Source organism: Oceanospirillum sediminis, assembly GCF_014164585.1.
Taxonomy (GTDB): domain Bacteria; phylum Pseudomonadota; class Gammaproteobacteria; order Pseudomonadales; family Halomonadaceae; genus Oceanospirillum; species Oceanospirillum sediminis.
This window is the reverse complement of record NZ_JACJFM010000007.1, coordinates 1-25,192: the sequence shown is the minus strand read 5'-3', so window position 1 is coordinate 25,192 and position 25,192 is coordinate 1. Positions and strand designations below refer to the sequence as shown.

Annotated in this window: 25 protein-coding genes; 12 read left to right on the top strand and 13 right to left on the bottom strand. The window is 48.8% G+C overall.

Annotated elements, in window-relative coordinates; translation table 11 throughout:
* Positions 1–13 precede the first annotated feature (13 nt).
* Positions 14–928: an LpxL/LpxP family Kdo(2)-lipid IV(A) lauroyl/palmitoleoyl acyltransferase gene (gene lpxL, locus H4O21_RS07320; RefSeq protein WP_182808202.1), complete on the bottom strand. Its 915-nt coding sequence runs from the start codon at positions 926–928 to the stop codon at positions 14–16.
* A 332-nt stretch (positions 929–1,260) separates the two neighbouring features.
* On the opposite strand from lpxL, the gene H4O21_RS07315 reads away from it, so the two are divergent.
* A complete protein-coding gene (locus H4O21_RS07315; protein WP_182808201.1) occupies positions 1,261–2,700 on the top strand; it encodes a cache domain-containing protein in 1,440 nt (479 codons plus the stop codon).
* 152 nt (positions 2,701–2,852) lie between these two features.
* Here H4O21_RS07315 and fabI read toward each other — a convergent pair whose 3' ends face one another.
* Together fabI and olsF are read right to left on the bottom strand one after the other, a co-directional pair.
* Positions 2,853–3,620, bottom strand: coding sequence for an enoyl-ACP reductase FabI (gene fabI, locus H4O21_RS07310; protein WP_182808200.1), 768 nt, complete (start codon positions 3,618–3,620; stop codon positions 2,853–2,855).
* Positions 3,621–3,858: 238 nt separating this feature from the next.
* Positions 3,859–5,643: a bifunctional ornithine lipid synthase OlsF gene (olsF, locus tag H4O21_RS26270; protein WP_182808199.1), complete on the bottom strand. Its 1,785-nt coding sequence runs from the start codon at positions 5,641–5,643 to the stop codon at positions 3,859–3,861.
* 214 nt (positions 5,644–5,857) lie between these two features.
* Between olsF and H4O21_RS07300 the strand changes: the two genes are divergently transcribed.
* Complete coding sequence (locus H4O21_RS07300) at positions 5,858–6,289, top strand: PaaI family thioesterase (protein ID WP_182808198.1); 432 nt, start codon at positions 5,858–5,860, stop codon at positions 6,287–6,289.
* Here the strand turns inward: H4O21_RS07300 and H4O21_RS07295 are convergent.
* Positions 6,280–6,957, bottom strand: a complete 678-nt coding sequence (locus tag H4O21_RS07295) for a class I SAM-dependent methyltransferase (protein WP_182808197.1) — start codon at positions 6,955–6,957, stop codon at positions 6,280–6,282. The two genes, H4O21_RS07300 and H4O21_RS07295, sit on opposite strands and share 10 nt — an antisense overlap.
* Positions 6,958–7,026: 69 nt before the next feature.
* On the opposite strand from H4O21_RS07295, the gene H4O21_RS25785 reads away from it, so the two are divergent.
* Together H4O21_RS25785 and H4O21_RS07290 are read left to right on the top strand one after the other, a co-directional pair.
* Complete coding sequence (locus tag H4O21_RS25785) at positions 7,027–7,158, top strand: hypothetical protein (protein WP_255487190.1); 132 nt, start codon at positions 7,027–7,029, stop codon at positions 7,156–7,158.
* Positions 7,159–7,298: 140 nt separating this feature from the next.
* On the top strand, positions 7,299–9,518 hold the full coding sequence (locus tag H4O21_RS07290; RefSeq protein WP_182808196.1) for an ATP-binding protein: 2,220 nt from the start codon (positions 7,299–7,301) through the stop codon (positions 9,516–9,518).
* Positions 9,519–9,652: 134 nt separating this feature from the next.
* Here the strand turns inward: H4O21_RS07290 and serA are convergent, their stop codons facing one another.
* The gene (gene serA, locus H4O21_RS07285; protein WP_182808195.1) at positions 9,653–10,882 is read right to left on the bottom strand and encodes a phosphoglycerate dehydrogenase; all 1,230 of its coding nucleotides are present in this window, start codon (positions 10,880–10,882) and stop codon (positions 9,653–9,655) included.
* 443 nt (positions 10,883–11,325) lie between these two features.
* A complete protein-coding gene (locus H4O21_RS07280; protein WP_182808194.1) occupies positions 11,326–11,631 on the bottom strand; it encodes an MGMT family protein in 306 nt (101 codons plus the stop codon).
* 305 nt (positions 11,632–11,936) lie between these two features.
* On the opposite strand from H4O21_RS07280, the gene H4O21_RS07275 reads away from it, so the two are divergent.
* The 3 genes from H4O21_RS07275 to H4O21_RS07265 all read left to right on the top strand — a co-directional run bounded on the left by H4O21_RS07275 (position 11,937) and on the right by H4O21_RS07265 (position 14,764).
* Positions 11,937–12,914, top strand: coding sequence for an ABC transporter substrate-binding protein (locus tag H4O21_RS07275; protein ID WP_182808193.1), 978 nt, complete (start codon positions 11,937–11,939; stop codon positions 12,912–12,914).
* Between the two features lie 168 nt (positions 12,915–13,082).
* Positions 13,083–13,973 carry an ABC transporter permease gene (locus tag H4O21_RS07270; protein WP_368737531.1) on the top strand — a complete coding sequence of 297 codons (891 nt, stop codon included), beginning with the start codon at positions 13,083–13,085 and terminating at the stop codon, positions 13,971–13,973.
* Complete coding sequence (locus H4O21_RS07265) at positions 13,970–14,764, top strand: ABC transporter ATP-binding protein (protein WP_182808192.1); 795 nt, start codon at positions 13,970–13,972, stop codon at positions 14,762–14,764. The genes H4O21_RS07270 and H4O21_RS07265 overlap by 4 nt, the downstream gene beginning before the upstream one ends.
* A 93-nt stretch (positions 14,765–14,857) precedes the next feature.
* Here H4O21_RS07265 and H4O21_RS07260 read toward each other — a convergent pair whose 3' ends face one another.
* The 3 genes from H4O21_RS07260 to H4O21_RS07250 form a co-directional block, all read right to left on the bottom strand.
* Complete coding sequence (locus H4O21_RS07260; RefSeq protein WP_368737530.1) at positions 14,858–15,244, bottom strand: type II toxin-antitoxin system YafO family toxin; 387 nt, start codon at positions 15,242–15,244, stop codon at positions 14,858–14,860.
* Entirely contained in the window at positions 15,241–15,534 is a 294-nt protein-coding gene (gene yafN / locus H4O21_RS07255) for a type I toxin-antitoxin system antitoxin YafN (protein WP_028302502.1), read from the bottom strand. Before yafN ends, H4O21_RS07260 begins: the two co-directional genes overlap by 4 nt.
* A gap of 171 nt (positions 15,535–15,705) precedes the next feature.
* The gene (locus H4O21_RS07250; protein ID WP_220495553.1) at positions 15,706–16,719 is read right to left on the bottom strand and encodes a DMT family transporter; all 1,014 of its coding nucleotides are present in this window, start codon (positions 16,717–16,719) and stop codon (positions 15,706–15,708) included.
* Between the two features lie 146 nt (positions 16,720–16,865).
* Between H4O21_RS07250 and H4O21_RS07245 the strand changes: the two genes are divergently transcribed.
* Positions 16,866–17,747 (top strand): LysR family transcriptional regulator, encoded by an 882-nt coding sequence (locus tag H4O21_RS07245; protein ID WP_182808191.1) that lies wholly within the window; start codon positions 16,866–16,868, stop codon positions 17,745–17,747.
* A 123-nt stretch (positions 17,748–17,870) separates the two neighbouring features.
* On the opposite strand, the gene H4O21_RS07240 is transcribed toward H4O21_RS07245, so the two are convergent.
* Positions 17,871–19,358, bottom strand: a complete 1,488-nt coding sequence (locus H4O21_RS07240) for an aminoacyl-histidine dipeptidase (RefSeq protein ID WP_182808190.1) — start codon at positions 19,356–19,358, stop codon at positions 17,871–17,873.
* A gap of 326 nt (positions 19,359–19,684) precedes the next feature.
* Between H4O21_RS07240 and H4O21_RS07235 the strand changes: the two genes are divergently transcribed.
* Together H4O21_RS07235 and H4O21_RS07230 are read left to right on the top strand one after the other, a co-directional pair.
* Entirely contained in the window at positions 19,685–19,972 is a 288-nt protein-coding gene (locus tag H4O21_RS07235) for a sll1863 family stress response protein (protein WP_182808189.1), read from the top strand.
* A gap of 113 nt (positions 19,973–20,085) precedes the next feature.
* Positions 20,086–20,547, top strand: coding sequence for a sll1863 family stress response protein (locus tag H4O21_RS07230; RefSeq protein ID WP_182808188.1), 462 nt, complete (start codon positions 20,086–20,088; stop codon positions 20,545–20,547).
* A 119-nt stretch (positions 20,548–20,666) separates the two neighbouring features.
* Here the strand turns inward: H4O21_RS07230 and H4O21_RS07225 are convergent, their stop codons facing one another.
* Positions 20,667–22,157 carry a carboxypeptidase M32 gene (locus tag H4O21_RS07225; RefSeq protein ID WP_182808187.1) on the bottom strand — a complete coding sequence of 497 codons (1,491 nt, stop codon included), beginning with the start codon at positions 22,155–22,157 and terminating at the stop codon, positions 20,667–20,669.
* 556 nt (positions 22,158–22,713) lie between these two features.
* On the opposite strand from H4O21_RS07225, the gene H4O21_RS07220 reads away from it, so the two are divergent.
* Together H4O21_RS07220 and H4O21_RS07215 are read left to right on the top strand one after the other, a co-directional pair.
* Entirely contained in the window at positions 22,714–23,244 is a 531-nt protein-coding gene (locus H4O21_RS07220; protein WP_182808186.1) for a hypothetical protein, read from the top strand.
* Positions 23,245–23,685: 441 nt separating this feature from the next.
* Positions 23,686–23,838, top strand: a complete 153-nt coding sequence (locus H4O21_RS07215; RefSeq protein ID WP_182808185.1) for a hypothetical protein — start codon at positions 23,686–23,688, stop codon at positions 23,836–23,838.
* A gap of 51 nt (positions 23,839–23,889) precedes the next feature.
* On the opposite strand, the gene H4O21_RS07210 is transcribed toward H4O21_RS07215, so the two are convergent.
* The gene (locus H4O21_RS07210; RefSeq protein ID WP_182808184.1) at positions 23,890–24,915 is read right to left on the bottom strand and encodes an ATP-binding protein; all 1,026 of its coding nucleotides are present in this window, start codon (positions 24,913–24,915) and stop codon (positions 23,890–23,892) included.
* Between the two features lie 6 nt (positions 24,916–24,921).
* On the bottom strand, positions 24,922–25,192 hold a 271-nt coding region (locus H4O21_RS07205), incomplete at its 5' end, for an IS66 family transposase (RefSeq protein ID WP_182808183.1).

Genomic DNA, 25,192 nt, shown 5'->3' with positions numbered 1-25,192 from the left:
ATTCAGTCGCCAGTTAATCGTACAGGCTTTTTTCACCTTCCGGGCGCGTTTTAAAGCGGCGGTGCATCCACATATACTGATCAGGATGCATTCTGATGATCTCTTCCAGTGTTTTATTCAGAGACGTGGCATCAGCCACATCATCTCCAGTTGGGTAATTTTCCAGTGGTGGGAAGAACTCCAGCTGGTAGGTGTTATCTTCTGTGCGGCTGATACTGACGGGAAGAGGTACGCTACCAGTCATTTTAACCAGACGGCTGGTAATACTGACCGTTGCCGCTTCGACACCGAAAAAAGGGGCAAACACACTGACACGGCGACCAAAATCCTGATCCGGAGTGTACCAGAGAATATTACCTTTCCTCAGGGTTCGGATCGCTTTTTTCAGATCTTTTTTATCAATAGTGTCGCGATAAATCTTCTCCCGACAGTGGGTCATAATCTGTTCAAACAGTGGGTTATTGTGCTTGCGATAAAAAATATCAATGTCAAAAAACAGGCTGCTGACAGCTCCGGCCAGGTCAAGAGTACTGACATGGGTTCCCAGAATGATCACACCCTTGCCACTATCAATGGCTTCCTGCATGTAGTGGCCATTTTTAACGACTGAGATCTCTTTCAGAATGGAAGCCGGGCGAAACCAGGCGGTAGCGGTTTCAAATAGGCCAATGCCATTCTGAATAAAGACCTTTCGAACGAGTTGCTGTTGTTCTGCAGTCGAGAGCTCTGGAAAACAGAGCTGGATATTACGTTCTGTGACTTTGCGGCGGCTTCTGGCTAATCGCCGGATTATCAGGCCAGCCCATTTACCCAGGGTATATTTCACGGGCCAGGGTAGCCAGGCACATAACCAGATGATGGCGAAACCTGCACGGGTCGGCCAGTAAACGGGATGCCATAAGTTGTCGGGATAATCTTTGCGAGCCATAAAGCCTTCCTGTCTGAATTCAGGGGAGCTATTTTAACGGTGACGATGATTCCGGGAAAGCCGGGAGTTACTTCGTTCAAACACCTGTTACACTTTAAGTTATCAATCTGCTGATAGTGCCATTGGAATGATGAGCAGTGCAGGTGTCGTGTAATAGAGTGTAATATTTTTTCTCCGGTGATTTTCTGGTTATCCTGTAATATTTATACATATCTGGCAGTTTTTTTAATATTAAAGTTGTTGCTCTATAACTTTATGTTTTTACTTGTTTTTTTCTCTTTTGCTGTAAGCTTGAGAGTATCTGAATATGGATCCTTCAGGTCAGGGTTTTTATGAAAGCGTTTTTTTCCGAATTATCACTGACAACACGTATCTGGGTTGTTCTGACCTTGTTTACTATGGGGTTGTTCGCTAACACCATGCTGGAACTGGGCAGTACCCGCAGCGAAATTCGCAGCTGTTATCAGTCTAATGTGGTGCATATGGTTGAAGCGGCTAAAAATATTCTTCAGCATTTTCATCAGCGCGCCCGTAATGGAGAATTGACCAGAGATGAAGCCCAGGCCAGAGCACTGGAAGCTATTTCTGCGATGCGCTATGACTCCGGCAATTATATTTTTATGGGCGATCAGCAAGGTGTCGCGATCAGCAACGGCATTAAAGAGCTGGTTGGCACTAATATTATGGGGATGCAGGACCCCACAGGACTTTACCTTGTTCGTAAACTTTATGACCAGGCACAGAGTGGCGGTGGATTTGTTAACTATCAATGGCCTGATCCGCTCAATAAAGAGGTCTTGAAGGCAAAGACCAGTTATGCCGATCTGTTTGAGCCCTGGCAGTGGACCCTGGGAACCGGGCTGAACATGGAAGCTTTAGAGCAGGATCTGCATCGGGTGCATGATAATAGTCTGATTAATTTTGGGCTGGTGGTTGTAAGCTTTGGCTGTGTCATTTTTCTGTTTATGAATCAGATCATTACCCGGTTCCGTAAAGTCAGTCAGTCTCTTCGTCATTTGGCTGCGGGGCGTCCGGAGTATGCTGTGCGCCTTGAGGAATCCGGTGGCCGGGAAATGGCAGAGCTGGCCAGAAGCTATAATCAGCTGGCTGAAAATCTGGAAATGGTATCCCGTCAGATGCACCAGAATGGTGAAAAAATCCTGAAGGCGGCACGTAAAATGGAGCTGGATTGTCCCGTCAGTCTGCCGGATAAAATGGATTCCGGTTATCAGGAGCTGATGAACATTATGCAGCAGGTAGCGGAGCAGACAGAGCACCTTCAGGATGCCCATCACCAGCTACAGACACTGGTGGAAAAAGATGAACTCACTGGTTTGTTATCCCGTCAGGCCTTTGAAGTTCAGGTTAATGACCGGATTGAGCAGATAGGGTCTGAAGTCCCTCACAGTCTTTATATTCTGGATTTTGATAACAGCCAGGACCTGTTAGCTCTGGATCAGGCGGGGCTGAATGAACGACTGAAACCCATCGCTGATGAGCTGCGTCAGCTGTTGCCTGCTGGCACCTTTATCAGCCGTTATAAAGAATCAGGATTTATTTTCTGGGCGATACATAATGATTTTGCTGAAGGTATGAGGCTGGCTCTGCAGGTACATCAGGATCTGCAAAGCTTGCTGTCTGGCAATACTATCAGCCTTGGAATCAGTTCTGTTATCGGTGATGAAAAACGCTATGGCCTGCTACACAATGAAGCTCTCAGGGCTTTGCTGAGAGCTCAGTCTGACGGTGGCGCTAAGGTCTATGAGTACTGATTAATGGCTATGGTTTGTGCAAGGAAAATTCAGAGCCTTGTTCAGTGGATGACCTCTGATTCTGTGCTGTAATCAGGATCAGGGGCAAAAAAGCCGGGAGAATTCCCGGCAAATGTGTTCTTCAGACAACCATTGTTCAGAAGAATGCAGTCTTATGCCATGATGTGGTGGCCAGCATCGACATAGTGTACGCCACCAGTAATGGCCGATGACATAGGGCTGACCAGGAAGGCGGCCATATTGCCGACTTCTTCCGGAGTACCCAGACGATGCAGGGGGGAGTGGTTTTCTGCGTTATGAACCAGCTCATCAAAATGATCAATGCCTGATGCTGCACGGGTCATCATAGGGCCTGGTGATACGCTGTTGACGCGAATATTTTTCTCACCCAGTTCGGCTGACAGATAACGTACCGTACTTTCCAGAGCCGCTTTGATCGGTCCCATCATATTGTAGTGATCGACTACTTTTTCTGAGCCGTAGTAGCTCATTGTGATGATAGAACCACCATTTTTCATAAGAGGCTCAGCCAGTTTCGCCATGCGAACCAGAGAATGACAGGAGATGTCCATTGCACGACAGAAACCTGCACTGCTGGAATCGACCACACGACCGTGCAGTTCGTCCAGAGGAGACCAGGCAATAGAGTGGACAACAAAGTCAATTTCGCCCCAGGTTTCTTCTGCTACCTGGAAAACGTTTTCCATTTCGTCGGCACTTTCAACATTCAAAGGCAGGAATAAACGGGCATCCAGGGCTTCTGCCAGAGGCTCAACATACTGACGGGATTTTTCATTCAGATAGGTTACTGCCAGTTCTGCTCCGGCTGCTTTCAGCACTTTTGCACAGCCATAAGCGATGCTGTTTTCATTGGCGATACCAACAATGATGCCTTTTTTCCCTTCCAGAGATAATGTCATGTTATTTACTCCATAAAGACAGATCTGTGTTTGAATTAGTAACTTAATGCACTGCAGTATAATCAGGTTTCATGCCAGTGAGTTGACAGCTATGCGACGTTTTAGTTACAGAGAAAGTGTGGTTTTTATAGTAAAAACAAAGGCCTGTCAGCTCTTTTCTGACCAGAAAAGATGAACAGGCCTTAATAATGTTCAGAATATATGGGACAAAAAATGTCCTGTTCTGGGGCAGAGGCGTTTAATCTGGTGCGTTGTCAGGCTGGTGTAATGCCTGTCGGACTGGCGTTTCACTGCCAGGGGTTCCGTCAAGACCATTATGGATATAACGTTCTTTTTTTCGCTGTTTTACTTTCTCCAGATCAACCAGAATAAAGCCATCAATACAGTAGCCAAAATCAGCGTCCACACTGAAGTCCATAAACTGAATTCCACCTTCTTCGCACAGCTCCGTATACTGCTTGTACAGTGTTGGTACTGTCACACCCAGATGATCCAGCTGTTCTTTAAGAATCAGAAAATCAGCCTGGGCATCATCGCCGTTGAACAGGTTATACATCTCCTGCTGCACCGAAGTGTCAGAAACGTAAGGAGCATTGGCTTTAACCAGAGGCTGTTCAGCACCGTGGTAATGACGGTAATACCAGACAATCAGATCTTTTGCAGCCTGTGGGTAGCTGTTACTCAGACTGACCGGTCCAAACATATAGCGTACTTCCGGGTGGTGTCTGAGATAAGCACCGATACCAAACCAAAGATAATCCAGACTGCGTTTACCCCAGTATCTGGGTTGAACAAAACTTCTTCCCAGTTCAATGCCCTGACTTAATCGGGACTCCAGAGCAGGAGAGATCGTGAACAGTTCGCTGCAGTACAGAGCCTGAATACCTTCCTGCTCAATCAGCTGCCCGGCTTCAGCGATACGATAGGCTCCGACAATATCCAGTTCTTCTTCATCCCAGAGAATAATATGCCGATAGTATTTGTCGTAGCGATCCAGATCTCTTTTTTCACCACTGCCCTCTCCGACACGGCGGAATGAAATCTCTCTCAGGCGGCCCAGCTCTTTCATAACAACAGAGCCTTTTTCGGCATCAAACAGAAAGATCTGTTTGCCATCCCGTGTTTCTCCCAGCAATTGCGATTGCCGCAACTCCCGTCTCAGAAGACGGCGGTCTTCAGGGTGGGCAATGCTTTTTTCTGTATGAAACAGCGGCTTTCTGTCTTTGCATAGCCGGTAGACATGCTTTTTCAGTAGTTTGGCTTTATCCCGATTGGACAGGTGTTCAATATCCAGTTGTGACATAGGGATGCTGCGACCAATACGTACCGGTAAGCGCACCTGACGTTGTTTGAACATCTCTCTGAGTAGCATCAGTGTACCCAGAGGTCTGGCCATCATTGACATGCCGTAGAACAGGGATGAGTTCCGGCCACCGACATAAACAGGCAGAATCGGGCTATTGGTTTTGCGGGCAAAGTGCAGGAAGCCAGGCTGCCAGCGGCCGTCTTTAACGCCTGCAGGACCGGCACGGGATACTTCACCTGCCGGGAAAATAATCACTGCCTCATCGTTCTTCAATGCATCGGTAATACGGGCTGTACTCTGCTTATAGCCTCGCTGAGTCATATTATCGACGGGTAACAATAAAGGCTGCAGCGGCGTAAACTGCATCAGCACATCGTTAGCAACAATACGTACATCGGCACGTACACTGCGTATCAGTTTCAGCAGTGCCAGACCATCCAGCGTACCAATCGGATGATTCGCAACAATAACGACCCGGCCTTCCGTTGGAATATTTTCCCGTTCACTGTCACTGACAGACAGACTGAAATCAAAATAATCCAGTACCAGGTCAACAAACTCCGGGGCATCTGCATCATGGTGCTTATCCAGAAAGCGATTAATCTCCTGCTCACGGCACAGCCAGCGAAGGAAACGGAACAGCCCATTTTTTACCAGAGGATTACGACGGGATATGGCAGGAAATTTGTCACTGACAACCTGTTCAATATTGATCACGGTTTCACCCTGAAGCTGTATGTGAACGACTCAATCGGCTGTCTGATAACCCTTCAGACACGACGCTTTTATGGCAACTCTAGGCATCCGGGATGACAGAAACCTGACATGACAGTGTCAGTTTGGTGACAAGGCGTCAGGTTTAATATCGGTTATCATGCAGGCATACCCCGTCAGTGACTCGATTCTGACGGTTCAATTACGGAGCAGAAAAATGAAACAGGAACACTTCAGTAAACTGGAAAATATGTATTTATCAGGGCGTTGCAACGATACTTATCAGCCTTCTATTCAGGTGGAAAAGGGACTGGCAACGATTCAGTTTGATGTTCAGGAGAGCTTTTTCCATGCGGCCGGTGCGGTGCACGGATCGATATATTTCAAGGCGCTGGATGATGCAGCTTATTTTGCCGCTAACTCAATGGAGACGAGTTATTTTGTGGTGACCTCCAGTTTCACAACATATTTTCTGAGGCCTGTCAGTCAGGGTTATCTGAAGGCCATTGGCAGGGTTGTGAATCGCAGTAAAACTCAGATTATCGCAGAGTCCATTGTGTATGACAGTCGTGGTAAAGAGGTTGCCAGAGGCAGTGGCACTTTTGTACGCAGTGCCACTGCGCTAAGTTCGGAGATCGGTTACTGCTGAAGGTCTGTTTTTTTCTGCAGAATGACGACATCCTGACTGATGACCTCCAGAGTCATCCGGTAATGCCGGGCGATCCAGTGAAAGCTGTTTTCAGAAAAAAAAGTGATATGTGTCGGGTCATTTTTATAGTGCCAGCTGGCAAAAGCTTCCTGGCTGGTGACCCGTTTGGTCATAATGCCCAAGTAGCCTCCCGGTTTCAGAATGGCTGACAGTTGTTCCAGTACCTGTGCAGGAGCAGACAGATGTTCAAACACTTCGGTACTGGTAATGAAATCGTATTGCTGTGTCATGACATCAGGCTGGTTGGCGTAATACACATCAAAAGTATTCATTCGGTAGCCGGTTTCTCTGAACATCTGTGCCAGTACCGGGCCCGGACCACTGCCAAAATCAAGCCCCAGGCTGCCAGCAGGTACACGTTGCCGGATCGGATCAGCCATGCGACTCAGAAACTCCCGGTATCCCATGTCCTGATCATTATTTTCATGCAGATCATACACCGACTTTTCATCATCATGGGACAGATGCTGACACCTATCGACAAAAACCAGATCGCATTGTGAGCAGTGCTGATAGCTCCGCTTTTTATCCTGATGCCAGAAATGTGTCTCGGACGACTGACATAAAGGACAAGTGATGTCCGCTGCTATCCGGGCTGGAGATTCCATGAGTAATCACCTATTACTTAAAACTGAGCCGATTTATCTCGAACCCGAATCATAGCCTGAGTGCTAACTATGAAAAAACTATTCATTGTCATCAATTGGCCGAAAAGCGCTGATCTGCCTGTTTCTCTGGTGCTGGTAGCCGGTGTGGCTCATGGTGTTAATACACCGATTGGCATCTGTCTGCCTTCAGTGTGCCAGTGAATCCGGGAACGATGTGCTGTTTTCCATTCGTATACCTGGCTGTTTGCAGGAATGACCGATGGGACATCGTTCTTTCCTTGAGCTCATTCATTCTCTGGCCTATTAGTTAAATAGAATATCAGGTAATAGGGAAGAGCTTTATGTCCGGGCGAGAGCATGTTTCTATTACGGGCCGGGCGCTGTGGCTGATTACACCATTTATTTCTCTGGCAATCATCACTGGTGTACTAGTGATGTTTGAGTATTTTCGCAGTACAACCAAAGAGATGCATCTTGAGCAGATCGAGTTTTATGTCAAAGAACGTATTGCTCGTGAACGTATCCTGTTTCAGCAGGCAGAGAATCACCTGGCTAAGATACAGGATAAGTTTATCCAGCGTTTTAACAGTCTGGAAGCGGTTGATTATGAGAAGCGCTTTTCTGCCCTGATGCAAAAAGAGACAGATGGTACCTGGCGAAATAGTGAACGCTTTGCTGATCTGAATGAATATTCCGGCAATTTTATTGATGATGATTCTCCGGTGACGTCTGATCTGAAGAAAAAAATGGTCATTTTTTCTGAGCTGACCAATCAGTATGGCCCCGCCTGGCATGGGCAATACCATAATCTGTTTATCATAGGGCAGGAGAACTATATGTCGGTGTTCTGGCCGGAAGTGCACTGGGCGCGGTTTGCAGATACCAGTCTGGATCTGACCCGGCAGCAGAATTACTTCCATGGCCCGGAATCTGATTCCCCACCAGCCCTGACAGCCGATGAGTCAGGGCAATCACTGTGGACCGATGTCTATTTCGATAATGTATCCCGGAAATGGCTGATCAGTAATATTGCGCCTTTATATCTGAATCAGCAGCAGATCGGTACGGTAGGGCATGATCTCTATCTGAATGAATTGTTTCAGCGTACCCTGAATGACAATTACCCTGGAGCATTTAACTTTGTATTTACTCGTCAGGGGCGGGTGATTGTACATCCTGATCTGATGGAGCGCCTGTTTCTGAGAGAAGGCCAGTTGACCGTACAGGATGCTGGATTTCCGCTGTTGACAGAGGCTTATCAGCGTAGCCTTTCGGGCAATCTCTGGCAGGCCTATGAGTCGGCGGATGAAGAGTATTTTCTGGTTATGAGCCATTTAGCTGAACCGGACTGGTTTTTTGTCTCAGCTTATCCTCGTCAGGCCATTACGGATCTGGCATTGAACAAATCCCGCGTCGTGCTATTTATGGGACTCTGTTTGTTGCTGATTATGCTGTCGATAGTTTACTGGGTGATGAAATATTATGTGGCCACCCCCCTACAGCAGTTCATCTGGGCTGCACATAGCGTAGCTGAAGGTGACCGTAATGTATGGCTGGATGATTCCAGGCGTGATGAACTGGGGCAGCTGGCCAGCAGCTTTCTCAATATGCAGAAAGCAATTCGCAGCCATACATCCAGGCTGACCTGTGAAATTTATGAAAAGAACGACGCCCAGAAAAAACTACAGCAGGCTAACGATGAACTGGAACTCAGAGTTCAGCAGCGAACTGCCTCACTGGAACAGGCTAATCAGAAGCTCTCTCTGACGCTTGAGCAGCTCAAGGAAGCCCAGGGGCAACTGGTTGAAGCGGAAAAAATGTCCTCTCTGGGAGGTCTGGTAGCGGGGGTTGCTCATGAGATTAATACACCGATTGGTATCTGCCTGACGGCTGCCTCCGGCATTCAGGATGACCTGGTGAAGCTGAAAGCCAGATATCAGGCAGGCCAGATGTCTGAAAATGATTTTACCGGTTTTCTGGTGATGGCGGATGAAGCGATGTCTATTCTGATCAGCAACAACCGGAGAGCCAGTCAGCTGATTCAGAGTTTTAAACAAGTGGCCGTGGATCAGAGTAGTGAAGAGTGTCGGCGTTTTATCCTGAAAGCCTATATCGAAGAAGTGCTGTTTTCTTTACGGCCCAGGCTAAAACGGACCAGGCATCAGGTTGCCCTGAGCTGTGAAGAGAGCATCGAAATGGAATCCTATCCTGGGGCTTTGTCTCAGGTGCTGACGAATCTGGTGATGAACTCCTTACTGCACGGTTTTGAAGATATTGAACAGGGGCTGATACAGATTGATGTGGTGCAACAGGATCAGAGCCTGATACTGACCTACAGAGACAATGGTGCTGGTATGGATGAGCAGGGCCTGCAGAAAATTTTTGAACCATTCTATACGACCAGGCGCGGTAATGGCGGTAGTGGTCTGGGCGCACATCTGATTTACAATCTGGTGACTCAGAAACTCAGAGGCAGTATTCACTGCACCAGTGCGAAGGGCCAGGGCGTTTGTTTTGTACTGCGTTTGCCATCATGTCTGACGGGTGATGTCCACCCGTAAACGAGACTGTTTGCTGAATGATATGCGCGTTGTTAAATACCTGATTGCCAGAGGCTGATACTACAGTTGATAAGCAAAAGGCCCGCCTGAGCGAGCCTTCTGCAAAGCGTAAGCATCTTGGTCAGCCAGGCTGATCAGAACAGAACACGGGCACGGATTGTGTGTTCTACAGAGCGCAGAGCGTCCAGTGCCTGGTTGCTGTACTCTTTATCCACATCAACCACAACATATCCGACTTTATCATTGGTCTGCAGGTACTGACCTGAGATGTTGATACCGTTGTCAGACAGTACCTTGTTGATGTTGCTCATCACGCCAGGTACGTTCTCATGCAGGTGCAGCAGACGGTGTTTTTCCGGATGAGATGGCAGTGCCACTTCAGGGATATTCACTGCACTGGTGGTGGTGCCGTTGTCGCTGTACTTGATCATTTTCTCAGACACTTCGACACCGATATTTTCCTGAGCTTCCATAGTGGAACCACCTACATGAGGTGTCAGGATAACATTGTCAAATTCACGCAGAGGAGAGACGAACTCTTCTGTGTTTGAGCGCGGCTCAACCGGGAATACGTCAATGGCAGCACCCAGCAGTTTACCGCTGCGAACAACCTCAGCCAGCGCATCAATATCAACAACCGTACCACGAGCAGCATTCAGGAAGATGGAACCTTCTTTCATCTGAGCAAACTGCTCAGGACCCATCATCCATTTGGTTGCTGCGGTTTCTGGTACATGCAGAGAAACGACGTCAGAGGTATTCAGCAGCTCTTTCATAGAGCCGACCTGGTTAGCATTACCCAGTGGCAGCTTAGTAATCACATCAAAGTAGATCACTTTCATACCCAGAGATTCTGCCAGTACAGACAGCTGGGAACCGATGCTGCCATAACCGATGATGCCCAGGGTTTTACCACGGATCTCAAAGGAGTTTTTCGCGGACTTCAGCCAGCCACCACGGTGACAGACTGCATTTTTCTCCGGAACACCGCGCAGCAGCATAATGGCTTCTGCCAGTACCAGCTCTGCAACGGAGCGGGTGTTGGAGTATGGCGCGTTAAATACAGTGATACCACGAACCATAGCAGCGCTCAGATCTACCTGGTTGGTACCGATGCAGAAACAACCCACAGCCACCAGCTTTTCAGCTACGGAGAAAATGTCTTCTGTCAGCTGGGTGCGGGAACGGATGCCGATGAAGTGGGCATCTTTAATAGACTCTTTTAACTGCTCTTCTGGCAGTGACGCGGCATGATACTCAATGTTGGTATAACCGGCTGCCTTGAAGTTATCAACTGCAGACTGGTGTACCCCTTCTAACAGAAGGATTTTGATCTTGCTCTTGTCAAGAGACGTCGTAGCCATTGTACTGGAATCCTCTAGCGGTCACGGCATTTTGCCGTTCTGAAGTAAGCTGTAGCGAACTATCTGTTGTGCAGGAGATTTTTAACCAGATGTACTGGCAGGCAGAGGTGTCTGACTGAGATACAGTCGAATAGGGTTTTAACAACCTCCGTTTATCACCTTCCGGTAACAACAGGGACATCATGTTACCACAAGAAACTGTAATATCCGTTCAAGAATTACTCATTTAATAATGAAGCAGGCTCATATTCTGGCATTTTTTTACCAGAATAGAGCGAAAATACACTGAGAGCGACGATAAATAGCGAATTCTGTCGCAAATAAGGATGCGCTTTTTTCTGTTGTATGATCGACCAAGGTCGTATGAAAACTGATGGCGCGAGGGTGAAATCTGTCCGGTAACACCTGTGTGTCTGAGCGTTACAGACACCCCCGAGATCCTGTTAAAGCACAGAATCCGGCCAGACTTTATCCTTAGGTAAGCGGCCGGATGCAGATACCAGCAGGCCTTCTGTTCTGAGGCGTTCGCTTTGTTCGCCACTGCCATGAAAATCCGATACCTTAAACTGACTGTTGACCACCCGGTGCCAGGGCAGCTGAGTGCCTTCCGGAAGCTGAGACAGAATGCGGGCAACCTGGCGGGCATGCACACCTGGCAGCATCGCTGCCAGACGACCATAAGTGGTAAAACGCCCTTCCGGGATCTGACTGAGCAGCAGCCAGAGCTGCTCCTGAACGGATATTTCCATACTGTTTAATTTATTTTCCGAAAAATTCCACCAGCAGAGCCGTTTTTTTACTGCTCTGTGCTCGAATATGGCCTGATATGCGGTATAGTTTGTCCGACAAAAGTATCACTCTGCTAGTACATTGATACACCGCTTTGGAAACAATGTCTGAGCTGATTCTCTGAACCTGTCCTGATCCCTGTGATATCTCATCATGCACAGCCTTTAAACCGACAGGTTTTAACAATTAAAAGATAATAACACTGGATACCGGATCAGCCCGAGCAGAGAGTCTGCGTCGTCCCGATCCCCTGCTGGAGAATAGCATGCAACTGAACGCTAAATTTAAAAAATGGGCCGCGGGCTCTCTGCTAGCGGCTGCCACCCTGACCACCAGTCTGATTGCTCAGGCTGAATCCTATGTTGCCATTACCCAGATTGTTGAGCACCCGTCACTGGATGCTATTCGTCAGGGCGTTAAGGATGAGCTGGCAGAGCGTGGCTACACCGAAGGTAATAACCTGAAGTGGAACTATGAAAGCGCTCAGGGCAACCCAACCATTGCGGCTCAGATTGCGAAAAAGTTTGCCGGTGACGGCCCTGATGTGATCGTGGCGATTACCACGCCTTCGGCACAAACCGCTGTGGCATCAGCAAAAGGGATTCCGGTAGTTTTCTCTGCAGTGACAGACCCTGTTGGCGCTAAGCTGGTTAAAGCGCTGGATAAGCCAGGCCGTTGGGTGACCGGTACCACCGATATGCTGCCAATGGGCAAGCATATGGATCTGGTGAAGCAAGTTGTTCCTTCAGCCAAATCCATTGGTGTAGTGTTTAATCCAGGTGAAGCCAACTCCGTAAGCTCTGTAAAAATGGTGCATGAAACCGCACCTGAGCGTGGTATGAAGGTAGTAGAAGCCGCCGCAACGAAATCTGCCGATGTACTGGCCGCCGCCCGTTCGCTGGTGGGTAAAGTGGATGCGATCTACCTGCCAATCGACAATACGGTCATCTCCGCTCTGGAAGCGGTACTGAAAGTGGCCGAGCAGGCGGATATTCCTGTGATCACAGGTGATACTGATTCGGTTAACCGTGGTGCGATTGCTGCTGTTGGTTTTAACTACTACCAGGTGGGTCGCCAGACCGGCGTGATGGTAGAACGTATTCTGAAAGGCGAGAAAACCAAAAATATCCCGGTGGAAGGCATCGAAAAAATGGAGCTGGTGCTGAATCCGGCTGCCGCTGAGCGCATGGGCGTGACGCTGCCTCAGGAACTGATTCAGCAGGCGAAAACCATCGTTAAGTAATACTCAGGGTATTGTCAGTAACTGATTACGCTGGCTCTCCCTCTCTGTTCTGCCCGTTAAGTTATCCACACCCGGTTATACCGATCTGGATATTCACACGGGCAGAACTGTTTTCATCGGAACGATTTCCGATCCTCTTTAACCCAGGCAACATTGAGCGGAATTATCGTGAGTGCAATAGCCTTTTTCGGAGCCATTGAGTCCGGCCTGTTATTTGGTCTGGTGGCCTTTGGTGTTTTTATCGCTTTCCGGGTACTGGATTTTCCTGATCTGACCGTGGATGGCAGTTTTCCCCTGGGCGCTGCGGTGGCGGCCACACTGATTGTATCTGGCTGGAATCCCTGGGTGGCCACCGCTATGGCGATGGTGGCGGGTTGTATGGCCGGGGCATTAACCGCCTGGCTGAATGTGCGTCTGCAGATTATGAATCTGCTGGCCTCTATTCTGACCATGATTGCACTCTACTCCATCAATCTGCGCATTATGGGTAAACCTAATGTGGCGTTGCTGGGTGATGAAACGGTACTGACGCCGTGGGAAGAGCTGGATATTGCCTTCTACCTGATCTCGCCGATTCTGCTGACGCTGGTCGTGCTGGTCGTGTACTTCCTGCTGGTACGTTTTATGACCTCCGAAACCGGTCTGGCCATGCGGGCCACCGGTGTAAACGCTAAGATGGCTCGCGCCAATGGCGTACATACTGGCCGGTTAACCATTATGGGTGTCGCGCTGGCAAATGGTCTGGTGGGGCTGGCTGGTGCTCTGTTTGCACAAACCCAGGGTACAGCCGATGTGACTATGGGCGTGGGAACCATTGTCGTGGGCCTTGCTGCTGTGATTGGCGGTGAAGCGATTATGTCGACCCGCACGATTGCCCGCTGGCTGTTTGCCTGTCTGATCGGTGCCATTCTGTATCGTCTGGCGATTGCTGTCGCACTGAACACTGATGCATTGGGCCTGCAAGCGCAGGACCTGAACCTGATTACTGCTGTACTGGTGACGCTGGCGATTGTGATGCCACGTATGAAACAGCTGAAGCGTAGCGGAGGTGCTGCATGATTGAAGTAAAAGAGCTGCACGTCACCTTTGGCAAAGGCACCCCACTGGAGAACCATGCGCTGCGGGGGATTAATCTGCAGATTCCAGAAGGTCAGTTCGTCACGGTGATCGGCAGTAATGGCGCGGGTAAATCGACGTTTCTGAACTCTCTGGCCGGTGAAGTGATGGCGGATACCGGCAGCATTGCAATTGATGATCAGGATGTTACCCGCTGGCCAACCAATAAACGCTCTGGCCTGGTGGCCAGGGTGTTCCAGGACCCATTGGCAGGCACCTGTGAATCCCTGTCCATTGAAGAAAATATGGCACTGGCACTGAAGCGTGGTCAGCGTCGTGGCCTGAGTCGTTCAATGAAAAAAGAGTACAAAGAGCTGTTTCAGGAGCGTCTGAGTCGCTTAGGATTAGGGCTAGAGAAACGTCTGGGTGATCGCATGGGACTGCTATCCGGTGGTCAGCGTCAGGCGGTCAGTCTGCTGATGGCCACTCTTCAGCCGATGAAGATCCTGTTGCTGGATGAGCACACTGCTGCACTGGACCCTAAAACTGCTGCGTTTGTACTGGAGCTGACCCGTGACATTATCGCGGAGCAGCAACTGACGGCACTTATGGTGACTCATTCTATGCGCCAGGCACTGGATGTGGGTGACAGAACTCTGATGCTGCATGAAGGCAATATTGCTTTTGATGTGCAGGGCGATGAGCGTGAAGGTCTGGATGTACCGGATTTGCTGGCGCTGTTCTCGCGTAACAAGGGCGAAGAGCTGAGTGATGATAGTTTGTTGTTGGGGTAATCGTGAGCCAGCAAGAAGTGCTTGAAATTCTTCTCCTGTAATTTCCACTCTGGCTGAATTCTTTTGTCAGAGTGGAAACAGATTCATTGATACTTAATAGCGGTTTCTGAAGTTCTGAGCCATAATCCCTAACTGATACATCACTTCATTCTGGCGTGCTTGTTGATGAGCATCAGGCCTCAACAGAGCCATGAAAAGATAGATATCCGGATTACTAAAACCCTCGCAGTAAACCAGATGGCTATCACTAGTGCGATAAAACTGGAGCTTGCGAATGGGTTGCTCAAGCAAGTGAAGGTGTTTCACCTCCTCTTGCTTGAGAATCGGCAATATATTGGGATGATCATACGGTACATCCCGGCTGAACAGGTCAGGCAGAACACCTTCCTGTTTATAACGTCTGAAATCCATTTCAAGTTGAGTGAGTTCGGAATCATCTATCGTTTCCCGAATCAACTTACTTTTAAATATCCTTATCACTCTGAGAAATCATCCAGATCTTCTGGTTTTGCATTAAGAAGCTTCTCTTCACATAGCCGGGTGATTGTTTCCATTCTGTCAGCATTGGGACGGAACGTGGACTTCACCTCAGGCATTGCTGTTTCGATGAGCTGCACCATGCGTTCATAAAGCTCTGGGCTCAACATATAGCCTGCTGTCTTATTGTTTGAAAGAACGGCAACCGGCTCATCCAGAAAATAGTCATTCAGACTTTTTCTGGCCTCAGAGATTGAGACAGTCTTTTCTGCCAGAATGACATGTGTTGCCATGTGTAACCTCTTAAGTATCAAATTGGGTGCAAGGTTATGTATCAATTTTGATTATATAAGAAGTTTTATTCAGTAACGAACCGCTGTCAAATACTTGTTTGATTCGTAAAGCCATGACCAGGTTATTCCGAATCAGGAAAGATCCATCTCAGAGACGTTCTGTTATCTGAATCAGCTATGCTTCACCTGATAAATCCCCGCCAGTACCAGTGCCGTACCCACCAGCTGAATTGCACTGACCTGTTCTGATAACAACCACCAGCCTGCCAGAATCGTCATCACCGGGCCCAGCATGCCGATCAGTACGGTGCGGGCTGCACCGATATAGCGAATGGCACTGGACTGGAATAATACAGGCAGAACAGTCGAAAACAGCGCCATCGCCAGGCCATACAGATACACCGGAAGCGGTTGTACCAGATTGGCCACCGGGTGAACGATCAGGTAATGCACCTGTACGGCACAGATGGAGACCATCATCGCCAGTACAGAAAAGCGCATTGCACCCAGACGTTTAATGGTACTCTCCGATAAACCGCTATAGCAGGCGTAAGATACGGCGGACGCAAACACCAGCCCGGCACCCAGCCAGATATCACTGCTCTGTTCCGAAAAGCGTAAATCACTGAAAAACACCAGGGCGATGCCAGCATAGCTGAGTAACAGCGCCCACAGAATTTTCCGGTTGAAACGCTGTCCCAGAAACACCACGCCCATCAGCACCACTAGCGTTGGATAGATAAACAGAATGACCCGCTCCAGGCCGGATGAGATATATTCCAGCCCCATAAAATCCAGAATGGATGCGCCGTAGTAACCGGTCAGGCCCAGGAAAATCAGCCAGCCCCAGTCTTTTTGCGTCAATGCCGGGCCTGAACGCAGGGCAGTAAAGCCTATGATCAGAAACATCGGCAGAGCAAAAAACATGCGGATCGATAACAGGGTGATGGCATCCACTGGCGCTTCCAGATAAGCCAGTTTGACGAAGATAGCTTTCATGGAAAACCCTAGTGCGGATAACACGGCCAGCACCATCCCCTTATGCTGACTGGATAACGCAGACCAGCGCCACCTAACAGATTCCCCCGCTGATTTTTCAGCGCTTTCTTCTGCTGATTGTTTAGCATCTTTCAGATGATTATTGCCGGAAGAATAAGGTGAATCGGTATCAGATGATGAGGGCATAACAGGGTTCTCCACAGAGGCTGATGGACAGTGATCAGGCTGAGCATTTATGTTGAGTGTCCAGGAATCAGCATCATAGAGTGCCCTTTGCTCTGTTAGAATTGGTGATTTACCATCTGTGTCTTCGGAAAATACGAACGCTGGTTATGAAATACAATCTGACTGATCTGAGGCTCTTTATCGCGATTGCGGAGTGTCAGAACCTGACCCGAGGGGCTGAGCAGGTCTTTCTTGCTCCGTCGTCTGCCAGCCATCGCATTAAGGTGCTGGAAGACTCTCTGGGCACTGTGCTGCTGCAGCGTAAAGCCCGTGGGGTCGAGTTAACCCGTGCCGGGGAGATTTTTTTGCGCCATGCCCGTCAGGTCTTCGCCGGTCTTGAACAGATGCATGCGGATCTGGCGCCTCATGCGTTAGGGGTACAAGGGCATGTGCGGCTCTGGGCTAATACCCATGCGACACACAGTTATCTACCGGATGATCTGGCACTGTTTCTGGGGCAGCATCCGCAGGTGAGCGTCACGTTAGAGGAGCACTCCAGCCTGGATATTCTGGCCGGTGTCGCCAAAGGTGATGCCGATCTGGGGATTGTGGCCGAGGTGGATGAACGCAGTGATATGGTCATGCTGCCCTATCGGGAAGATCTCCTGGTGATTATTGCGCCCCGGACACATCCTCTGGCACAGGCGCGGCAGATCGCCTTTCAGGAGGTGGTGAATCAGCCCTTTGTGATGCTGCACGCCGGATCTGCCATTCATACCTTTACTATGAACCTGGCCGCCAGCCTGGGACAGCATCTGAATGTCCGGGTGCAGGTGCGAAGCTTTGAAGCGGTCTATCGTATGGTGGCGGCAGGGGTCGGTATTGGCCTGGTGCCCAGAGAAGCGATTCGCCAGCGGCAGGATGATGTGGTGTTTCTGGCACTGAATGAGCCCTGGGCGAAACGGGATCTGAAGGTGTGTTATCACCCCAGAATCCCGCCATCGGGTTTTACCCAGTTGCTGATTGAACATCTGACAAAAGCGCAATAGCCCTGCGCTTTTGGGGCCTAATCAAACGATCCGCTTTAACGGTAACGACCAGTTTTGTTTTGTTCGGACTGAAAAAACGGCTCAGAAGAAACGGCTCAGAAGAAACGGCTCAGAAGAAACGGCTCAGGGCAGACGCTGAACCAGCAGGGTCAGCAGCTGCCAGAACTCTTCTACTGACTGCAGTTCTACCCGTTCTTCCGGTGAGTGTGCGCCACGAATCAGAGGACCAAAAGAGATCATATCCAGCGCCGGGTATTTCGCACCGATAATGCCGCACTCAAGACCTGCGTGAATGACCTTCACATGGGCTTCCTGCCCCATCAGTTCTTTATGACAATGCTGGAAATACTGCAGCAGATCGGATTTCGCATTCGGTGTCCAGCCTGGATAAGCACCATCAAATTCGACATCCGCCCCTATCAGCTGGAAGCAGCTGCGAATCCGTTCTGCCAGCGCCTGAGTCGCACTGTCTTTTAAGGAACGCACCAGCAGGCAGGCTTCGAAATCTGCTTGTGGTGTCGGGCTTTGTTCAGAAGACTGAGTTGAGGGTTTCAGGGTTACGATACCCAGATTATTCGAGGTTTCCACCACACCGGCAAAACCGCTGTTGCTCATCTGCTCTACGCCACAAGGTGCTGCATTCAGTACATTGATCAGCTGACGGCTGTCGTTATCGGACAGCGCCAGATCTGCCTGAACCGTGGAAGTCTTCAGGACCAGCTCATGATCCGTTTCAGCCAGCTCTTTATTGAATAAAGCAACTTGCTGAGTCAGTGCTGCAATAACGCTATCCTGCTGCTCGGCTGCCAGAGCGATGACGGCTTCAGCTTCCCGTGGAATCGCGTTGCGCAGTGTACCGCCATTAAAGCTGGCCAGGCGGAAACTGAATTCGGTCTGCAGTACATTCAGTGCGCGGATCAGCAGACGATTGGCATTGCCCCGGCCTTTGTCGATATCCAGCCCCGAGTGACCGCCACGCAGGCCGGTAAACAGGATTTTCAACGCGCTATTGTCGTTACTTTGCAGAGCAAGGTGATGATTGACGTTAACATCCACACCACCGGCACAGCCCACGTACACATCGCCCCGGTCTTCAGAATCCAGGTTCAGCAGCCATTTACCCTGAAGCCAGTTCTCCCGCAGTTCCAGCGCACCGCGCATACTGCTTTCTTCTTCGATAGTCAGCAGCAATTCAACCGGACCATGCTGAATATCGTCTGCATCCAGAATCGCCAGACCGGCTGCCACGCCCAGACCGTTATCGGCACCCAGTGTCGTGCCCGTAGCCGTCAGCCAGCCATCCTGAATCTGAGTAGCAATCGAATCGGTCAGGAAGTTATGCTCAGAATCCTGATTGGCCTGAGCCACCATATCCACATGGCCCTGAATGACGATGGTCTGACGCTGCTCACATCCGGCTGTGGCAGGCTTTCTGATTAGCAGATTGCCCGCACCATCGCGTTCATGAGCAAAGCCTTTGCTGTCGGCCCAGTGCTCCAGCTTTTCGACAATAGCGGCTTCGTGTTCAGAAGGACGGGGGGTATCAGCCAGCAGTTTAAAAAAGGACCATAATGGCTGAGGCGCCAGTTCAGACAGGTGTGCGTTTGTCATATCTTTGCTCGTATTGTTATCTGTGGTATGCCGTGCTATTCAGCCCGCCACGACCAGGTGTTTCAGGTTCTCTATATTGTATTCAATCCTGAACATTTATCCGAGTGTTATGTTTTTAATTGGCTTGTATGTTGTTTTTAATATGCTTTATTTCTCTTTTATAATGTTTTTGTTTTCTGGTTTTTTCTTATTATTTGACAGTTGAGTTCAGTTTTATTATGCTTTTTAACAAGCTTCTTATCATTTTTTATTCGATAAGGTGAATTCTCAGTTAACGTACCTGACATGCTTTGCAAAAAGATGATGGTAAAGGGGTTAATTGAAACATGAGTACTAAAGAGGATTACCAGAAGAAAATTGAAGCTCAGTTGCATGAGTGGAAAACTGATATTGAGCAACTTAAGGCTAAAGCAGATGCCGCCAATAGCTCTGTGAGTAAAGAATTTCACGAACAGGTCGATGAGCTGAAAGCTAAGCGTGATAAGCTTTCCAGTGAAATTGATCAGCTTAAGCAATCCAGTGGTGATGCCTGGCATGATATGAAATCAGGTGTTGAACTGGCCCGAGAGTCCCTTTCTATCGCAATTAAATCTGCATCTGAGCGATTTGACTGACGTATCTGACAGGCTTTGTTTCTGGCAATAAAAGGATAAAACTTAATAAACTGTTAAGTTTTATTGTTCAGTGTTAATTGTCAATATTTAAATGCAAGCTATCAGGTGTTGTTATGTTTTTTAATCGCAATTTTTTATCCGCTTTTATTGTACTTTTCTCTATTTCATCAACGGTTCTTGCAGCACAGGACGATGTCTCGGTTAAAGATATAAAACAGGAAACTAAAGATGTCATTACAACGTTACAGGCTTATACAAGGGAGCAGAAGCAAGAAGCTCTGAAGACTGCTGAACAGGCGATACAAAATATTGATTCCAGAATTGATCAGCTTGAAAACCGGATTGATCAGCAATGGGATCAACTTGGCGAAGATGTCCGCTCAGAGAGTCGACAGGCGTTGAGGGAGCTTCGTAAAGATCGAATCAGACTGGCGGAATGGTATGGTGGCATGAAGGAAGGCAGCCATGATGCCTGGTCAGAGATGAAAGATGGTTTTAATGAAGCTTATCAGTCTATTGCTGACGCCTGGCAGGATGCTGAAGCGGCATTTGACCAGCAGGCCGATAACTCCTGATTACCAGGGGAGGCTTTTATTGTCTGACAATAGGGTGAAATGTCAGACAGCTATTATTGCCAGTATATAACCAATATGCCGGGGTGGAGATCTTATTCCTCACCCCGGCGCTGCCTTAATTACCGAACCTGATGCAGGTAGCGGTTTTCCAGATGCTGGCGGAAATACTGAGGGTTCAGTGCTTCGCCACTGGCGGCCTGTACCAGTTCAGGTGTGGTCAGGAAGCTGGCTTTCTGCCAGATACTATCACTCAGCCACTGGCTGATCTGACTCAGATCACCAGCTTCAATCTGAGCTTCCATATCACTGATCTGCTGCTGAATACAATGGAACCACTGTGCCGCATACATAGCACCCAGGGTGTAACTCGGGAAATAACCAAAGCTGCCATCGGTCCAGTGAATATCCTGCATACAACCGTCTTTAAAGTTGCCAGCCGTGTCGATGCCCAGATAAGACTGCATCTTCTGCTGCCACAGATCCGGGATATCATCCACCTCGATCTCGCCCTCGACCAGTGCCTTTTCGATCTCATAACGCAGCATCACATGAGCCGGATAAGTCACTTCGTCCGCATCCACCCGGATAAAACCAGGCTCTACACGGGTGTAGTACTGATACAGATTGTCTGGAGTAAAGGCATCCTGTTCGCCAAAGGTCAGCGCGATTTGCGGTGCCAGATGCTTTAACAGACTGCGGCTGCGGCCAATCTGCATCTCAAAGAACAGACTCTGGCTTTCGTGAATCCCCATCGAACGGGCTTCTGACACCGGCTGACCCAGCCAGGCTTTAGGCAGATTCTGCTCATAACGGGCATGGCCGGTCTCATGGATAACCCCCATCAGGCTTTCCGCAAAAGAATCCGTGTTATAGCGCGTGGTCAGGCGCACATCTTCCGGCACACCGCCGCAGAACGGATGGCTGCTGACATCCAGACGGCCTGCCTCAAAATCAAAGCCCATCAGCTCCATCGCGTGTTTGCCCAGCTGTTTCTGCTGTTCAACACTGAACGGGCCCTGAGGCTCAACCACAGGCCGGGACTTTTGTGCATCCTGCACTGTCTGAATCAGATCCGGCAGCCAGCTTCTCAGATCATCGAATAAACGATCTACTTCAGCAGAACGCATACCCGGCTCATACAGATCCATCAGCGCATCATAAGGTGACAGGCCCGTTTTCTCGGCTCGTAACTGGGCTTCCTCACGGCTGAGTTTAACGACCTCTTTCAGGTTATCAGCAAAACCGGCCCAGTCGTTTTCCTGACGCTGAGTACGCCAGGCGTGTTCGCATTTAGAACCGGCTTTGGTTTTTGCCAGTACCAGAGACTCTGGCAGAGCACGGGCATTTTCAATATCGCGCTTAATCTCACGCAGATTAGCCTGCTGTTCGTTATCCAGCGTTTCTTGCTCAGCAGCGGCCAGCCAGTCGCCAACCTCCTCTGCTGTAGCCAGACGGTGGCATAAACCGCCCAGCTCTGCCATAGCATTAGCGCGGGCATCATTACCTTTGGCAGGCATCATTGTCGCCTGATCCCAGCCTGCGATACTCAGCAGGTGGCCGTAGTGATGTAGCTGTTGGAAACGTTCGGTGAGTTTTTTGTAGTTATCCATATCTTTGACTCAGTAATTGGATTCAGGTGACAAAAGTAATCGCAACCGATGATGATGCGGGATGATATCGGACAGTATGATTGAGGTTCTGATGCAGAATAAGACCATCATTCATTTAGCGATCTGCTTGATATGAAAGATAATTCATCGGGCTCTAAGTGTCATTTGATACAGTGCAAACAGAGTAATGAACCTTTGATGACCCTGTTCGTACGGATCTATCTTTCTGTAGAAAATGCGGGTAGAAATGAAGGGGAAAATGCAGGTAAAAACATACTGGATCAGAGTTTAGTTCAAGGTATTAAACCGGTAACTCTTTCCCTGGTTTTACCTCTGGATTGCTATTTTCCTGATTATCCATAACCGATGGCAGACAGTCGATACAAGAATCTTCTCTGTTTTTCAGAAACTTACCAATATTCCACCATCGCCTTTGCTATATATCAGCTTTTTCTATGAACAATAAAAAAAATGTATCAATGAGGCGGAAAAATGTACTGATATATGCGATGCTATGTGAACCATTTCACAAAAAACGTACTTCCGGAGTAGAACTATGAAGCGAAGCACCGCCTTGCTGGCTTTATTACTGCCGTTGTCTGTTAATGCTTATGCCGTGTCAGGCGAAGGTTATCTGGGAGTATTTGGTGGGTCTATGCTGGCCGATGGTCTTGAGACCAATCAGGCCGATCCTCGCATTGTGACTCTGGGGCGTAAACTGAACTCCCGAGTGGCTGTTCAGCTGGAATACTCAGATGCTGAAAGTTTCCGTACCCGTGTCAGTGATTCTTCTGGTGTTGAAACCCCTTGCGCTGCGGAATACAAATCGACCGCTGCTTATGTGGTGCTGACTCAGCCTGCTGGCCGTTTAATCGATTTCAGCTTTAAGCTGGGTTATGTGGATATCGACTACGATTTTGATAAAAGCCTGACTCGTGAGCAGCGTGAGCGCTACAACGATCAGAGTCAGTCATTTGGTGGCGGCCTGACCATTAAAATCAGCAAGGATATGGTTCTGAAAACAGAATATACCCAGCTGAAAGATGATGTGTATTACCTGACTGCAGGTGTTGAGCTGGCGTTGTAATCTGTATTCAGCCCGTTCAAAGACAATTCTATTTTATCCACATGGCTGTTGCTCCAGTTCTGGTATGGCTTAACCAGAGCTGCGTGAGCTGAAATACCTGCATGCTCTTCCTTGTCTTTGTTGTTCCCTATCGCTGTACTTTCTTGCTTTGATACTTTTCGCTTTTATATAGCCCTGATCAGATCGTACATCGGTCTTGCGACTTATTGTGTCTTTGAATCTGTTTTGCCTTTGTCGCGACTCATGTTTTTTATGCAAAAAGCGTCTATTTTTCAGTCAGGCAGCACAAATAAAAGAGACGTCACCCGTGCCACACTCTGTGGAGGGAATGTGGCACATCGGGTGTGTTGCGTCACTATCGGAGGCTGGTTTTGACAGAAGAGTCCACAGGACTTTTCTGAGTGATGATGCATCCATTGGTATGGATCAGCGAGGGATTGTATGAAGTTACCGCAAGACTGGCATGAAGCCAGTGAAGAACAAGCCTGGTTATTGGGCGATAAGCTGAATCAGGCAATTGGACGTGATCATATTCTGACAGCACAAACCCTGGAACAGGTGTTTGACTCCGAAAAAGCCCATAACGATCTTTAGAGTACACGGGTGTCTTACCGGCACCCTTGTCCCCATCGTTGGATCAGCACATTAACTGAAAATCGCTGCCCGCTGTTGTTCCCGTTGAGATGGTATACCTGCTGCTTTCTGCTGCTCCCGTTGAATTCCCTCCTGCAGATCCTGCTCCAGAATCAGATCGCTATGACGGCAAATGGCTTTCAGCGAGGCGTAACGAATCACATTAATAATTTCAGCACCAGACAACACATGCTCCGTCGCGATATGGGATAAATCTACTTCAGGCTCTAACCTGCACCGGGCAGAAAAACCCTGCTGCCACAAACTGAGGCGCTGCTCCGTTGACGGCAACGGGAAGTAAATCATCGACTCAAAGCGACGGTTAAAGGCTTCATCCAGATTATCTTTCAGGTTCGAAGCCAGAATCACAATGCCATTAAACTGCTCAATTCGCTGCAGCAGGTAAGCCACATTCTGATTGGCAAACTGATCATTGGCTCCGGCCGCTTCTACCCGTTTGCCAAACAAGGCATCGGCTTCATCAAAGAACAGAATCCAGTCTTTATCCATAGCCAGAGAAAAGACTTTTTCCAGGTTTTTCTCTGTTTCACCAATGTACTTAGACACAATCAGCGACAGATCCACCTTATACACATCCCGCCCGGTGGCATTACCCAGCAAACAGGCGGTTAAGGTTTTACCCGTACCTGGCGGGCCATAAAATAACGCCCGATACCCCGGACGAATACGATCCGCCATGCCCCAGTCATTCAATAAAACAGCACCGTGCTGAATCCAGTCCTGAATCTCCAGCACCTGATCCATCACCTTATCCGGCAAGACAATATCCTGCCACGACAAACTGGTGGTGACCCGCCGGGCAGGAAAGCTCTCACATCGCTCCGGCTGAAACGGCGTTGCCGTGGTAAAGCGATGCAGATACTCCTCCTGAATCCGCAATGGTGACTTCATTAACAGGGCATCATCCAGACTGTTTTCCAGCTGAAGCACGGTGTGCAGGCCAGAATCACTTTGCTCTGCCGAATGTCTTTTATTCCGCGAGGTCTGATGATCAGGCGGGTGCTTTTTATTCAGCAAATGTAACTATTCAGCTGCCCGGTCAAAGATATCTGGCAGCTGCCCACAAAATAACAGGGTTAAGGCATTACTTGCTGATACCGATTGTTTACGGCATGAGGAAAGATAGCTGCGAATCAGGCAGAACTGTTCCGCTCCCTGATGACTACGGAAGCAACCTGATATCTTCTGATGCACTTTCGTCATCCTGATATCATTTTCGCCCTGATTGTTGGTGAAAGGGACTTCAGATACGTTCAAAAATCTTAGAACGTCATCCTCATAGGCCCTTAACCTT

Excerpts from the sequence above, each read along its gene's own strand:
- H4O21_RS07295 (WP_182808197.1), bottom strand. The coding sequence starts at position 6,957 with ATGGAATCTCCAGCCCGGATAGCAGCGGACATCACTTGTCCTTTATGT.
- H4O21_RS07290 (WP_182808196.1), top strand. The coding sequence starts at position 7,299 with ATGTCCGGGCGAGAGCATGTTTCTATTACGGGCCGGGCGCTGTGGCTG.
- H4O21_RS07315 (WP_182808201.1), top strand. The coding sequence starts at position 1,261 with ATGAAAGCGTTTTTTTCCGAATTATCACTGACAACACGTATCTGGGTT.
- H4O21_RS07230 (WP_182808188.1), top strand. The coding sequence starts at position 20,086 with ATGTTTTTTAATCGCAATTTTTTATCCGCTTTTATTGTACTTTTCTCT.
- H4O21_RS07225 (WP_182808187.1), bottom strand. The coding sequence starts at position 22,157 with ATGGATAACTACAAAAAACTCACCGAACGTTTCCAACAGCTACATCAC.
- yafN (WP_028302502.1), bottom strand. The coding sequence starts at position 15,534 with ATGGCAACACATGTCATTCTGGCAGAAAAGACTGTCTCAATCTCTGAG.
- H4O21_RS07240 (WP_182808190.1), bottom strand. The coding sequence starts at position 19,358 with ATGACAAACGCACACCTGTCTGAACTGGCGCCTCAGCCATTATGGTCC.
- H4O21_RS25785 (WP_255487190.1), top strand. The coding sequence starts at position 7,027 with ATGAAAAAACTATTCATTGTCATCAATTGGCCGAAAAGCGCTGATCTG.
- H4O21_RS07220 (WP_182808186.1), top strand. The coding sequence starts at position 22,714 with ATGAAGCGAAGCACCGCCTTGCTGGCTTTATTACTGCCGTTGTCTGTT.
- H4O21_RS07275 (WP_182808193.1), top strand. The coding sequence starts at position 11,937 with ATGCAACTGAACGCTAAATTTAAAAAATGGGCCGCGGGCTCTCTGCTA.
- H4O21_RS07250 (WP_220495553.1), bottom strand. The coding sequence starts at position 16,719 with ATGCCCTCATCATCTGATACCGATTCACCTTATTCTTCCGGCAATAAT.
- lpxL (WP_182808202.1), bottom strand. The coding sequence starts at position 928 with ATGGCTCGCAAAGATTATCCCGACAACTTATGGCATCCCGTTTACTGG.
- H4O21_RS07265 (WP_182808192.1), top strand. The coding sequence starts at position 13,970 with ATGATTGAAGTAAAAGAGCTGCACGTCACCTTTGGCAAAGGCACCCCA.
- H4O21_RS07235 (WP_182808189.1), top strand. The coding sequence starts at position 19,685 with ATGAGTACTAAAGAGGATTACCAGAAGAAAATTGAAGCTCAGTTGCAT.
- H4O21_RS07245 (WP_182808191.1), top strand. The coding sequence starts at position 16,866 with ATGAAATACAATCTGACTGATCTGAGGCTCTTTATCGCGATTGCGGAG.
- H4O21_RS07215 (WP_182808185.1), top strand. The coding sequence starts at position 23,686 with ATGAAGTTACCGCAAGACTGGCATGAAGCCAGTGAAGAACAAGCCTGG.
- serA (WP_182808195.1), bottom strand. The coding sequence starts at position 10,882 with ATGGCTACGACGTCTCTTGACAAGAGCAAGATCAAAATCCTTCTGTTA.
- fabI (WP_182808200.1), bottom strand. The coding sequence starts at position 3,620 with ATGACATTATCTCTGGAAGGGAAAAAAGGCATCATTGTTGGTATCGCC.
- H4O21_RS07300 (WP_182808198.1), top strand. The coding sequence starts at position 5,858 with ATGAAACAGGAACACTTCAGTAAACTGGAAAATATGTATTTATCAGGG.
- H4O21_RS07280 (WP_182808194.1), bottom strand. The coding sequence starts at position 11,631 with ATGGAAATATCCGTTCAGGAGCAGCTCTGGCTGCTGCTCAGTCAGATC.